This is a genomic window from Microcystis aeruginosa NIES-4325 (assembly GCF_008974145.1).
Lineage (GTDB): Bacteria > Cyanobacteriota > Cyanobacteriia > Cyanobacteriales > Microcystaceae > Microcystis > Microcystis aeruginosa_G.
Window position 1 is genome coordinate 40,044 of sequence record NZ_BJKP01000025.1, and the last position, 11,694, is coordinate 51,737.

General features: G+C 44.0%; 11 protein-coding genes and 1 pseudogene. 5 read left to right on the forward strand and 7 right to left on the reverse strand.

The window, feature by feature from the left end:
- Positions 1-105: 105 nt before the first annotated feature.
- Entirely contained in the window at positions 106-444 is a 339-nt protein-coding gene (locus tag MiAbW_RS13845) for an ArsR/SmtB family transcription factor (protein ID WP_151696586.1), read from the reverse strand.
- Between the two features lie 174 nt (positions 445-618).
- On the opposite strand from MiAbW_RS13845, the gene psb30 reads away from it, so the two are divergent.
- Positions 619-738 carry a photosystem II reaction center protein Ycf12/Psb30 gene (gene psb30 / locus MiAbW_RS13850; RefSeq protein ID WP_002736367.1) on the forward strand — a complete coding sequence of 40 codons (120 nt, stop codon included), beginning with the start codon at positions 619-621 and terminating at the stop codon, positions 736-738.
- 543 nt (positions 739-1,281) lie between these two features.
- On the opposite strand, the gene MiAbW_RS13855 is transcribed toward psb30, so the two are convergent.
- The 5 genes from MiAbW_RS13855 to MiAbW_RS13875 all read right to left on the reverse strand — a co-directional run bounded on the left by MiAbW_RS13855 (position 1,282) and on the right by MiAbW_RS13875 (position 7,516).
- Positions 1,282-2,586, reverse strand: coding sequence for an ABC transporter substrate-binding protein (locus tag MiAbW_RS13855; RefSeq protein WP_151696587.1), 1,305 nt, complete (start codon positions 2,584-2,586; stop codon positions 1,282-1,284).
- 459 nt (positions 2,587-3,045) lie between these two features.
- A complete protein-coding gene (gene ctpA / locus MiAbW_RS13860) occupies positions 3,046-4,284 on the reverse strand; it encodes a carboxyl-terminal processing protease CtpA (protein WP_151696588.1) in 1,239 nt (412 codons plus the stop codon).
- A 282-nt stretch (positions 4,285-4,566) separates the two neighbouring features.
- The gene (fba, locus tag MiAbW_RS13865; protein ID WP_151696589.1) at positions 4,567-5,646 is read right to left on the reverse strand and encodes a class II fructose-bisphosphate aldolase; all 1,080 of its coding nucleotides are present in this window, start codon (positions 5,644-5,646) and stop codon (positions 4,567-4,569) included.
- A gap of 132 nt (positions 5,647-5,778) precedes the next feature.
- Positions 5,779-6,906, reverse strand: coding sequence for an aldo/keto reductase (locus tag MiAbW_RS13870; protein WP_151696590.1), 1,128 nt, complete (start codon positions 6,904-6,906; stop codon positions 5,779-5,781).
- A 109-nt stretch (positions 6,907-7,015) separates the two neighbouring features.
- Complete coding sequence (locus MiAbW_RS13875; RefSeq protein WP_151696591.1) at positions 7,016-7,516, reverse strand: bifunctional nuclease family protein; 501 nt, start codon at positions 7,514-7,516, stop codon at positions 7,016-7,018.
- A gap of 324 nt (positions 7,517-7,840) precedes the next feature.
- Between MiAbW_RS13875 and rpsD the strand changes: the two genes are divergently transcribed.
- The 3 genes and pseudogenes from rpsD to MiAbW_RS20715 all read left to right on the forward strand — a co-directional run bounded on the left by rpsD (position 7,841) and on the right by MiAbW_RS20715 (position 9,537).
- Entirely contained in the window at positions 7,841-8,449 is a 609-nt protein-coding gene (gene rpsD / locus MiAbW_RS13880; protein WP_002798058.1) for a 30S ribosomal protein S4, read from the forward strand.
- Between the two features lie 625 nt (positions 8,450-9,074).
- Positions 9,075-9,140: pseudogene (locus MiAbW_RS20710) on the forward strand (DUF29 domain-containing protein); the annotation flags it as partial.
- A gap of 73 nt (positions 9,141-9,213) precedes the next feature.
- Complete coding sequence (locus MiAbW_RS20715; RefSeq protein WP_274596533.1) at positions 9,214-9,537, forward strand: DUF29 domain-containing protein; 324 nt, start codon at positions 9,214-9,216, stop codon at positions 9,535-9,537.
- Positions 9,538-9,639: 102 nt separating this feature from the next.
- Here MiAbW_RS20715 and larC read toward each other — a convergent pair whose 3' ends face one another.
- Positions 9,640-10,917 (reverse strand): nickel pincer cofactor biosynthesis protein LarC, encoded by a 1,278-nt coding sequence (gene larC, locus MiAbW_RS13890; RefSeq protein WP_151696592.1) that lies wholly within the window; start codon positions 10,915-10,917, stop codon positions 9,640-9,642.
- Between larC and MiAbW_RS13895 the strand changes: the two genes are divergently transcribed.
- The gene (locus MiAbW_RS13895) at positions 10,894-11,535 is read left to right on the forward strand and encodes an L-threonylcarbamoyladenylate synthase (RefSeq protein WP_151696593.1); all 642 of its coding nucleotides are present in this window, start codon (positions 10,894-10,896) and stop codon (positions 11,533-11,535) included. The genes larC and MiAbW_RS13895 overlap by 24 nt on opposite strands.
- Positions 11,536-11,694: the final 159 nt, after the last annotated feature.

The following is an 11,694-nucleotide window of genomic DNA, read 5'->3' on the forward strand; positions in this document are numbered from 1 at the left end:
ATAATGGGAGATTGGGCAACCCATCTTCATTATTTCAAAAAAAGTTGATATGTCAATGGTAAAAGCTAGTCATAAAGCTTTAATATTTCTAAAAATCTTGATTGGTTACTGATTTTCCTCGCAGAAACGAGCGGGGACGAGGGCAGCAAAACGACGATATTCCGATAGATATTCTTCTAGGAGAAGAAATTGAGATAGATTCAGGCTGTAGTAGATCCAGCGACCCTCTTGACGACTGCGGACTAAATTGGCTTCTTTTAGCGTTTTTAGGTGAAAAGATAATTTAGATTGGGCAATATCGAGATGGTCGCGCAGTTCACAGACGCATAATTCCTGATGTCGCAACAGTTGCAGAATTTGCAGTCGCAGGGGGTCCGAGAGTGCCTGAAAACCAGTATAAATCTGGGTTAACGAGTCGGGAGAGGTGGCCAGAGAGTTGAGCATTGAGATTGCCCCTAGTGGGAAGGAAATAGGAAAGCGGGAAAATTCAGAATTGCAACAAAACTTTATGTATTTTTGTATCGAATCAGGAAAACCAGCGAATCATCCCCTGTATGATAGACAATGGTTTTGACCAGATTAGCCTTTTAAATCATTGTAAACAGGTTAGGAGACATCATGGAATTATTTGCGGCTCTCAATTTAGAACCCATTTTTCAACTCACCTTCGTGGCGCTAATCATGTTAGCTGGCCCCTTTGTCATTTTCCTACTAGCTTTTCGTGGTGGTGACCTATAAAAACCGCCTCCCCCCATTGTTATTCGTGCTTTTTTTGTCTTCTCTCCTCTTTAGGGAGAGATTTTTTGTCTAAAAGACAGGATCTTGATCGGAAAAGGTATAAGCAAAGTTTATTCATTGACTCCAGAAACTTGAGAATATTTAAATTAACATTCCGCAATATTTACAAATTCTTAAAAATTAATTGAGAAAGATTTTTATTTAACAACGATGTTATGATGGTTACAGCGATTTTACTGAATTTCATGATCGGCCATTCGGTGCTTTTTTGGACAGCAACGGTTGAAACCCTTGCCACAGCTAGAAGGTGATCCTAATTAAGACAGGTAAATCAGCCAATTTCACCCACAACGATGATCTTTTTTTTGTGTAGTTTTATTGCAAAAAAAAAGTTTTTTTGACAAAAAGCACAAAGTATGAAGTGGGGAGTGGGGAGTGGGGAGTGGGGAGTGGGGAGTGGGGAGTGGGGAGTGGGGAGTGGGGAGAATAAATAAAAGCAATCTCCTGAATACTGACTCCTGACTCCTGATTACTGATCACTGATTACTGATTGGGTGTCACCTTATCAATAACCTTGAGAGTCCCGTCATCCTTAACAGTCCAGACATCGTAACTACCGACCACATCGCCATTTTCATCGATATCCACATTGCCACTGGCTCCCTGATAGTTAATATCTTCGCCTTTGCGAATCATTTCCATCGCTTGACAAGCATCGGTTACTTCCGTCCCCGGACCATTAGCCACCTCACGAATCTTGCTTTGAATACCTTCTCCGGTGTTAGATTTAGCCGCCTCGGCTGCTAACATCAATAAGATCGCTGCGTCCCAAGTATGGGGAACAAAAGCGGTGACATCCTTGCCGGTTTTTTCTTTCCAGAGAGTAGTAAAAGCGCTTAAAGCTTGACCGTCGGCCCCGGGGACCGTGCCTAGGGCGCCAGCAATAATTGACTTACCATCGGTTCCTTTCCCCACCTGCTTGGTGAAATCTTCCGAATAAACCCCATCGGTGAGGAGGACAGTAACTCCTTTGGTCAATCCCTGTTTATAGGCCGCTTGTAGTAATAAACTGCCCGTTTCAGCGTAAAGGACTGCCGCTACAGCATCCGGTTGGTTAGCGAAGGCAGCTGCCGCTTCACTATCGAGAGTGGCAGCTTTCGGGTCATAACGGACAGGATTTTGCTTATTAGTGATAGTGCCGCCTAATTTATCGAAAGCACTCACGAATTCCCGTTCAAATCCCACTCCATAATCGTTATTGATCACGACGGTGGCCACATTTTGAAAATCCTTTTTCTTAGCAAGGGCTGCTAAAGCTTGAGCTTGGTAGGTGTCTGGGGGAGCCGTCCGCGCCCAAAAACCTTGAAAATCGCCTTTTTTCGCCCTGTCAGTAAATACGGGACTGGTGCTACCCGGAGAGACTAACATAACTTTATTTCTCACCGCCACATCTACGGCTGCTCCTGAGACGCTACTGGCAAAGGAACCGACCACACCAGCTACTTTATCCACCTCCGCTAGTTTCGTCATCGCTGAAGCACCGGCGGCAGGCTCGGTTTGGTCATCTTCTTTCACGAGGGTGACGGGTTTGCCATTGACTCCACCACAGGCATTGATAGTCTCTACCGCTAGGGCAGCCGCTTCGGGCATATTTTGACCAATAGCGGCTAAATCTCCGGTAATGGGCAGCAAAGCCCCTAATTTTAAGCCCTCATCACCGGGGGCAGTGGTGGTGGGACTAGAGGCGTTGTTATCTGGGGTTTGGGCATTATTACAAGCGGTTAAAAAATTAGCTAAGAGGCTGATACTCAGGGTTAGGGCTAGGGGCGATCGAATATATCTCTGCATGGCAGTAAAATCAAGGATGAGTTAAGGTTGCAAGGCTGAAAAACCCGGACTGGGAAAATTCTAATCGATGTTAGCATTCTCTCCAAATCAAACAGGTTTTCATCTTAATTTAGATATTGATGGAAAAAATGGCTAATTTGTTCGATCTATGCCCTAGGACGTGGGGTGTAGGAAGTTTTTTCAGTGATCAGTAAACAGTGAACTGAAAACGGTTCTTTTTGTTTGTGTTAGGCAATGGAGGGGGTTATAAGGGATGAAACCCTTATAGAAAAAGACATTGATGGGATATTGGTCAATTGTTTTCCCTCTTTAACGAACTAATCAATTAAGTCTCTTGCCAGATAAGGATTTAGTCGATTTATGCCACCCGATCAAACCATACCAAGTAACGAAGAACCATGAAAACTCGCATCTGATTACTGTTTACTGATCACTGGTAACTGATGACTGAAAACCCACTTAGGAAGCTTTGGCTAAAACGGTGTTCTGGTTTAAAAACTGAATCGCGGTTTGGTATTGACTATCTTTTTCGGTGCCGATTTCCTGATATGTGATCGGTTCTTGTGCCACCACTTGATCTGGCATAATTCCTAACTTATGAATATCATGGTGGGCGGGAGTTTCATATTTAGCCACGGTAATCGCTAATCCTGCCCCATCGGGTAACTCAAATAAAGACTGAATTAACCCCTTACCGAAGGTCTTTTCTCCCACTAAAACCCCCCGTTGATTATCCTGTAATGCTCCCGCTAAAATCTCGCTGGCGCTGGCGGTTCCCTGATTGACTAAAACTGCTAAAGGGGCAGCAGTTAAAGCATTACCAGAAGCGGTAAAACTATCGGCAATTCCCTCGCGATTAACCGTATAAACGATCGTTCCCTGATTAATCCACATCCGAGCGATTTCTATGCCCGCTTGCAGTAACCCACCGGGGTTATTTCTTAGATCCAAAATATAACCCTTGGCTCCTTGTTTTTGTAAATTCGTCACAGCTTCCGAGACTTCTTTGGCAGCGTTAGCACTAAATTGATTTAAACGCACATAACCGATGGGCAAGGAACTGGAATTTTTATCTAAAACCGCTACCACTGGACTTAAAGAAATGCGTTGACGGGTTAAAGATAGAGTTTTTGGTTGACTTTTTTGATAGGGAAGAATGACTAAGGAAACTTCTGTTCCGGCGGTCCCGCGCATTTTGGCGGCTGCTGCATCGAGGGTTAAAGTAGTGGTATCGATGCCATCAATAAACAAAATGCGATCGTGGCTAGTTAAACCAGCGGCCTCGGCAGGAGAACCAGCAAGGGGGGAAACCACTTCTAAGTAACCATTGTCGGGATTGATATTAATTTGTAGTCCTACCCCCGATAATTCCCCCGTGGTGCTAATTTGTAGGTTATGGTATTGATCCGGTCGCAAGAGACGGGTAAAGGGTTCATCGAGAGTGGCTAACATCTGTTCGATCGCATTGTAGGCCGCCGTCCGATCATTGAGGGGTTTTTTGATGAATTGTTCCCGCACCTGCCACCAGTTTTGATGATTAAATGTGTCATCATAATAAGATTGGTTGACTAATCGCCAAGATTGCAGTATTAATTTTTGTTCTTCGCTAAAGGCGGCTGCTGTGGGTGTCCATGCCATCCAAGTTAGACAAAACCAAAATCCCACCAATAATCCCACCCACAACGATTTTTTTCTCATCTTGCTTCTCTTATAAATCAAGTGCTGATCTGCTGATTATTCTCAGTATAGTCTTTTCTCTGAAATCGATTCTTACGCGGCAACTCTTGACTCTCTTAGGCTTGGTGGATAAAATGTATTCTAACATACAGTCTTCCGTGCGAATTAGTGGAACGAACCACTCCAGACACAAAGAACACAAAGATCGATCGTTCCTGATAAAAAAGAGGGTAGTTATGGTTAACTACCCCAAAAAATTCTACTAGATCGGTGCAATTAAGCGATCGCTTAATTGTTCAGCTACTAGACAGCCACAACTTTTTTGCTGACTTGGGTTAATTGTCCTTTAGCATATTTGGTTGCGTAGTCATCGAGGGACATTTGTTTGATTTTGCTGGCGTTACCGGCGGTACCAAATTGTTGATAGCGATCGGCACAAACTTTCTGCATATAAGTGATCGAGGGGTTCAGGAAGAAACGGGGATCAAACTCTTTCGGGTTGCTGAATAGTGCTTCCCGAACTGCGGCGGTAATTGCTAAACGGCAGTCGGTGTCGATATTGATTTTACGCACACCACTCTTGATGCCTTTTTGGATTTCTTCCACGGGAACACCGTAGGTTTCAGGGATAGCGCCACCGAATTGGTTGATTAATTCGAGGAGATCTTCGGGAACCGAGGAAGAACCGTGCATGACCAAGTGAGTATTGGGTAAGCGGCTGTGAATTTCTTCAATGCGGCTAATAGCGAGAATTTCGCCGGTGGGTTTGCGGGTGAATTTGTAAGCACCGTGGCTAGTACCAATGGCTACTGCTAAAGCATCTACTTGGGTTCTTTCGACGAAATCCACCGCTTCATCGGGATCGGTTAACAGCATCGAGTGATCTAATTCCCCTTCAAAACCGTGGCCATCTTCCGCTTCTCCTTTACCAGTTTCTAAGGAACCTAAACAACCGAGTTCCCCTTCTACACTAGCACCGATCGAGTGGGCAACTTTTACTACTTCAGCAGTAACGTTAACGTTGTACTCGTAGGTGGCGGGAGTTTTAGCATCCGCTTCTAAGGAACCATCCATCATGACACTGGTGAAACCGTTACGGATGGCCGAGTAGCAGGTGGCGGGTTCATTACCGTGATCTTGGTGCATCACGATGGGGATATGAGGATAGGTTTCCACCGCGGCGGTGATCAAGTGACGCAGGAAGTTTTCCCCTGCATATTTGCGCGCACCGCGAGAAGCTTGCAGGATAACGGGGCTATCGGTGGCTGCCGCCGCTTGCATGATCGCTTGGATCTGCTCCATATTATTTACGTTAAAAGCGGGGATGCCATATCCGTTCTCAGCCGCGTGATCCAACAATAACCGCATGGGGACGAGTGCCATATCCTTTACTCCTTAATCTATTTCTTGTTTTTTGTCTCTTTAAATTCAAGAAAGTTAATTCTCTTACCTGTTAATCTTAAGATAGTTTTTACACTTTGACGATCCCCAAAAAAAATTTTTTCGGGTTTCGTCCTAAGATGACCACAATCTCCGTTGCGCTGGACCTTTAAGTAGTTCGTGTGTATTAAATAGCAGCGGGGGAATCGGCAATTTTTCCGGGCAGCGAGGTAAACAATCACCACATTCAGTACAATTATTCGCCTTGCGTCCGGGGAACCAATGACCGGCATTTTCCAGCATTCGATAGCGATACTGGCCAAAATCGGTCATTTCGTAAGCTACTGCCAGATTCCGCAGTCTCAACACTTCAGGGATATTAATATTTTCGGGACAGGGTAAACATTGATAACATTGGCTACATAAATCTGTAGTCAATTTATCGGTTAAATGTGCCTCTAAACCCTTAAAAACGGCAATTTCCGCCGCATCTAGGGGCTGATCTCCTTCGCATACGTTAATAATTGCCTCTAATTCCTCTGGGATCGCTGCCCCGACGCTGAGGGTAGTAATGCGCGGATCACTCAATAAAAAGCGATAATTTAGCTCTAGGGGTGAAAAAGGAGCGCATAATTCCTCTAGCTTCTTGGGAGGTCTGTGGAGACTACCTCCCTTATCAGCAGGGGAGATAATAAACACACCCATGTCCTTTGTTTGGGCTAAAGCGATCGCTGGTTGCTGTCTTTGCCAAAAAAAATAGTAATGGATATTGACAAAAGCAAAGAAATCTGTATTGATGGTCTCCAGAATAATTTCTAGGGGTGCATGGGTAGAAAAGCCAATATGACCGATTTTTCCAGCTTCTTGGGCTATAAAAACGGCTTTCATGCAGCCTTGCGGGTCTTTAATCCAGTTTAAATGCTCGCGGGTGTTAATGCCGTGAATTGCTAGACAATCGAGGTAATTTAATTGTAATCGTTCTAGGGATTCAGCGATCGCTTTTTCCATAGTTTGGCGATCGGGAGTGGGGACTAATTTCGTGGTCAGATAAACCCGATCCCGCACTCCTTGACGCTGCAGGTAGCGACCGAGAAAAACTTCGCTATTACCGTAACCTCTGGCCGTTTCTAGGTGATTAATCCCCAATTCTAGGGCGCGATCAACTGTTGCAGTAAACACCGACTCTGAGGACAAACAGCGCATTGTCCCCAGGGAAAACAGCGAAAATTGCCAATTAGTACGGCCAAATCGTCGATAACGCATTGATTCAGTTATCAGTTGTCAGTTGTCAGTTAGAAGGTATTGGGTGATAGGGTGTGGGGTGTGGGGTGAATAAATAAAAGCTGTCTCCTGACTTCTATCTCCTGAATTTTCACTGATCACTAAAATCACCGCGACGTTGGATCAGGTCTGAGGGGCTAAGATTGGAGACGAAATTGCGAAAAGCTTGACGTTCCTGTTCATCTGCGTCACGATCGACAGGGATAGAAGCGGAAGCGATCACTTCTTCCATTACCCAGACAGGACTGTTAGTACGCAGGGCAATGGCGATCGCATCACTGGGACGACAATCAATTTCTTTTTTGACTTCGCCGCGCTGGAGACAGAGAACAGCATAAAAAGTATTATCTTGGAGAGAATGGATGATAATCTTTTCTAAATCCATATCCCAAGCTTTAAAAATATTAACGATCAAATCGTGGGTGAGAGGACGAGGAGGTCTTTGTTGTTCGAGGACGGTCATAATGGCCTTAGCCTGATCTTGTCCGATGTAGATAGGTAGGGCGCGACGCTCGGAACCATCCTTCAGCAGTACAATGGGACTGCGAGTGATAGCGTCTAGGGCAATTCCAGCGACTTTCATTTCGATCATGACTAATGGCTTCTCCAAGATAGAGATTCAGCTAGGGAAGGAGTGGGAAAGCAACCCGAATAATATAGTGCTTCGCTACACTCACAGTATGCCCTAAGATGGCAGAGATTAGCCTCATCTTTAACGAAAAAAATACATCCCCTGCCGTCGGGAGACAGGAGACGGGAGTCATAGGAGACAGGAGATAGGTTGATAGGGGTTTAGGGAAATTTCAGCCAAATGCTCCACCTTCCCACTTCCCACACCCCACTTCCCATCTAAATTACTTAATTTGTGCTACGATAATAGTTTTCGGATAAATTTAAATAGGAGCAGACTGTCTGTATGTCTCGTTATAGAGGACCGCGCTTGCGCGTTGTGCGTCGTTTAGGGGAATTACCAGGCTTAACCCGTAAAAATGCCCGTCGTGCCTATGCACCGGGGCAACATGGTCAAGCCCGCAAAAAACGTTCAGAATATGCCATTCGTCTAGAAGAAAAACAAAAACTGCGTTTTAACTACGGTGTCAGCGAAAAACAATTAATTCGCTATGTCCGTAAAGCTCGCCGGGCTACTGGTTCCACTGGTCAGGTACTGCTGCAACTCTTAGAAATGCGTCTGGATAATACCGTTTTCCGTCTCGGTATGGCCGGGACAATTCCGGGGGCGCGACAATTAGTCAATCACGGTCACGTCACCGTTAACGGTAGAGTTGTGGATATTGCCAGTTATCAATGCCGTCCGGGTGATGTGATTGGAGTTAGAAATCAAGAGCGTTCCCAGGATCTCGTCAAAAGAAATATGGAATACCCCGGTTTAGCCAACCTGCCGAGTCATTTGGAATTTGACAAAAACACCCTCGTGGGCAAAGTGAATGGCGTTGTGGAAAGAGAATGGATTGCCCTCTCGATTAATGAACTGTTAGTAGTGGAATACTACTCTCGGAAAGTCTAGGAAAAAAGCCTTTTCCAGATACCTTGAGGACGCAATTGGCAGCGTCCTTATTTTATTGGCTAAATTTAGTATTTTTGATTGTACATCGGGTTGGCTAAGACCCGACTGCGGATGGTAGAAGCTCAACCATATCCCGCTACTGATATGCTAAGATTTCTGTATTAAGCCATAGGTCAGAGTCAGTCAAGAATTGCTGCTTGAGAACTTACTGTACAAGAAATCAAAATAGAGTGGAATGTACCATGAATGAGCAATCTAAGTAGTCGTGCAAAATAAATTTCCTAGTGAAGATAGGCAAAAGGCAAAAGGCAAAAGCTTTATCGAAATGTGTAATTAATTTTACTTAGGTACTTATCATTCCTGACGAAGAAACTAGAGAACGTTTGTTAAAAAAATAAGGTATTTTAGAACTGTAAGAATTTGAGTTTCAGTTAGAAGAAGTACAAGTTGGATTAGATAAGTATATTCGTGGGCAAAAGATGAAACAGCTAGAAATAAAAAGATAAAATTACAAAAAAGTTTTTTATATAGCGATCACCATTCTCGATTTTCAATATTCCCAAAGAGGTTCCCCTCTGTTAATGCAGCCTACCGACTACCGACTTCTAAATGGGATATTTTCAAAATGAAAACTAAATTATCTCAGCTTTATGAAACTGATTTTAACTTGTGGCTTGAGCAAACCGTAAATCACTTAAAAAAGGGCAATTTAGAACATCTTGATTTAGATATAGCGTTTCCTGTTCGCAAGAGGTACATTATCGATGTTGAAAAGTCTGATCAGCAAAGGTTTAAGTGTGCCACTCAGGTGTGAGAAAAGCTATAACTTAATCGAAGAAATATCCGATATGGTAAGTAATAATAGACGGGAGGTATTCAGTCGTTTAAAAGTTCTCTTGATGCACTTACTTAAATGGCAATATCAACCAGAAAAAGTAACTAATAGCTGGATAAATGCCATTGATGAGCAAAGAGAACAATTAGAGCTTATTTTAAGGGATAGTCCTGGCTTAAAACCCTATTTAGCCGATATTTTCGCAGAATGTTATCAAAAAGCAGTGCGAGGGACGGTAAATGAAACTAATTGACCAAAAGAAACTTTTCCAGTTGATTGTCCTTTTAGCCAAGAACAGATTTTAAATTGGGATTATTTTCCTGAAAATACCTTTTGAAAAATGGATATAGCAGTTTTATGATAAAATTGCCCTGCTGTCAAGACTGCTTTTTTCTTGCCAAATAGTTAAAGCCATTTGATGAACAAATCGCCAAGGTAGATGATGCTGACGGGCAATAGCGGCACAATCTTCGTATTCTGGTTGTACGGTAATCGGTTGATTAATTGACTCTTTGTAGGCAACTTTAAGCCGAATTTGTCCATAGACAGTATCGATCAATTGTATTTCTCTTTTTAAGATTGATCGCTCTTGAATCGTTCTTCTAATGCCTAAAGTTGTGGTTTCCTGAAAGATCATATTTTCACAAATAGCAGTTTTATCCAAAGCACAAATTACTGTCAAAAGTATCCCCAAACGAGATTTTTTCATAGTAATTGATTGACTAAATACGTCCAAAGCCCCCGCTTGTAATAAAGCCTCGCTTAAATAGGCGATCGCTTGCGGATTTAAGTCATCAATTTGAGTTTCTAAAACTGCCACGGTTTGGCTTTCATCTAGCTTTTCTGATTCTTTTTTCCCTAACCAAAGTCGGACAAGATTGGGAATCGGTAAATCTTTTGTACCTGCTCCTAAACCGACCTTTTCTAACTGCATTTTCGGCGGTTTACCGAAACTTTTAGCTAAAGTTGTCACAATAGCTGCCCCTGTGGGTGTTACTAATTCTGCTTCGATGCCATTACTATAAATTGGTACTTGTCGCTGACTGAACAATTGTACTACTGCTGGTACGGGAACCGGCAAACGACCATGGGCAGCCTGAACTGTACCGCCGCCGGTGGGTAGAGAAGAACAGTATAATTCACTCACCGATAGCCAATCCAAACCCAAACAAGTCCCGACGATATCAACAATGGCATCGGTTGCCCCGACTTCGTGAAAATGCACTTTTTCCGGCGCGATCCCGTGAACAGCCCCTTCCGCGATCGCAAGTTGTTGGAAAACCGCTAAACTCCATTCTTGGACTTTCTGGGGTAAATTTGCCTGTTTAATTAAATTTTCAATCTCTGGTAAATGGCGAGTGGGGGTATGATGGTGATGGTGGTGATGATCAGCGGACTTCTCGGTAGTGACATCGACGTGAACCTTAGTGGCAATTTGACCGCGACGATGCACTTTGTCGGCCCTTAACTGATATTCATTCTCAATTCCTAAAGTTTTTAGTTGTGCAATCAGGTATTCTAAGGGGACTCCTAAATCTACTAATGCCCCTAAAAACATATCCCCGGCGATTCCCGTGGGACAATCCCAATAGGCGACGATTTTGCTATCATGGCTACTATTTACTCTCTCCATCCCGAAAATCCCCAACAACGTTCTATCCAAGAAATCTGTCATGCCCTGAAAAATGGGGCAATTATGCTTTATCCTACCGATACCGTCTATGCGATCGGTTGCGATCTCAATGTGAAATCCGCCGTCGAACGAGTTCGCCAAATCAAGCAACTATCTAATGATAAACCCTTGACGTTTCTCTGTTCTTCTTTGTCGAATATTTCCGAGTACGCAGTGGTCAGCGATTATGCCTATAAGATTATGCGACGAGTCATACCGGGTCCGTACACTTTTCTCTTACCGGCGACTAAATTAGTGCCGAAAGTGGTGATGAATCCGAAGCGGAAAACCACCGGTATCCGGGTTCCCGATCACGTTATCTGTCGCACCATTCTCGAAACCCTAGAAAATCCCATTATCTCTAGTTCTGCCCATCTTCCCGATGAAGAGGGGGATTTTCCCACCAAGGGATTAGAATCCGCTAGGTTATTCGATGCCCTCGATCATATCGTTGATTTAATTATCGAAGATGGTTCAGTCCCTGGTTCGGAACTGTCAACCATTGTTGATTTTACTGGCGATCAACCGGATATCGTGCGTCAGGGTTTGGGTTGGCCGGAATTACAACAATGGTTATAACGAAGGCAAAAGGCAAAAGGCAAAAGGCAAAAGGCAAAAGGCAAAAGGCAAAAGGCAAAAGGCAAAAGGCAAAAGGCAGCTTTGTTCTCCCCACACCCCACACCCCACACCCCCCACCCCCCCTCCCCCCCCCCCCCCCTCCCCCCCTCCCCCCCCCCC

Excerpts from the sequence above, each read along its gene's own strand:
- MiAbW_RS13845 (WP_151696586.1), bottom strand. The coding sequence starts at position 444 with ATGCTCAACTCTCTGGCCACCTCTCCCGACTCGTTAACCCAGATTTAT.
- psb30 (WP_002736367.1), top strand. The coding sequence starts at position 619 with ATGGAATTATTTGCGGCTCTCAATTTAGAACCCATTTTTCAACTCACC.
- MiAbW_RS13855 (WP_151696587.1), bottom strand. The coding sequence starts at position 2,586 with ATGCAGAGATATATTCGATCGCCCCTAGCCCTAACCCTGAGTATCAGC.
- ctpA (WP_151696588.1), bottom strand. The coding sequence starts at position 4,284 with ATGAGAAAAAAATCGTTGTGGGTGGGATTATTGGTGGGATTTTGGTTT.
- fba (WP_151696589.1), bottom strand. The coding sequence starts at position 5,646 with ATGGCACTCGTCCCCATGCGGTTATTGTTGGATCACGCGGCTGAGAAC.
- MiAbW_RS13870 (WP_151696590.1), bottom strand. The coding sequence starts at position 6,906 with ATGCGTTATCGACGATTTGGCCGTACTAATTGGCAATTTTCGCTGTTT.
- MiAbW_RS13875 (WP_151696591.1), bottom strand. The coding sequence starts at position 7,516 with ATGATCGAAATGAAAGTCGCTGGAATTGCCCTAGACGCTATCACTCGC.
- rpsD (WP_002798058.1), top strand. The coding sequence starts at position 7,841 with ATGTCTCGTTATAGAGGACCGCGCTTGCGCGTTGTGCGTCGTTTAGGG.
- MiAbW_RS20715 (WP_274596533.1), top strand. The coding sequence starts at position 9,214 with ATGTTGAAAAGTCTGATCAGCAAAGGTTTAAGTGTGCCACTCAGGTGT.
- MiAbW_RS13895 (WP_151696593.1), top strand. The coding sequence starts at position 10,894 with ATGGCTACTATTTACTCTCTCCATCCCGAAAATCCCCAACAACGTTCT.
- larC (WP_151696592.1), bottom strand. The coding sequence starts at position 10,917 with ATGGAGAGAGTAAATAGTAGCCATGATAGCAAAATCGTCGCCTATTGG.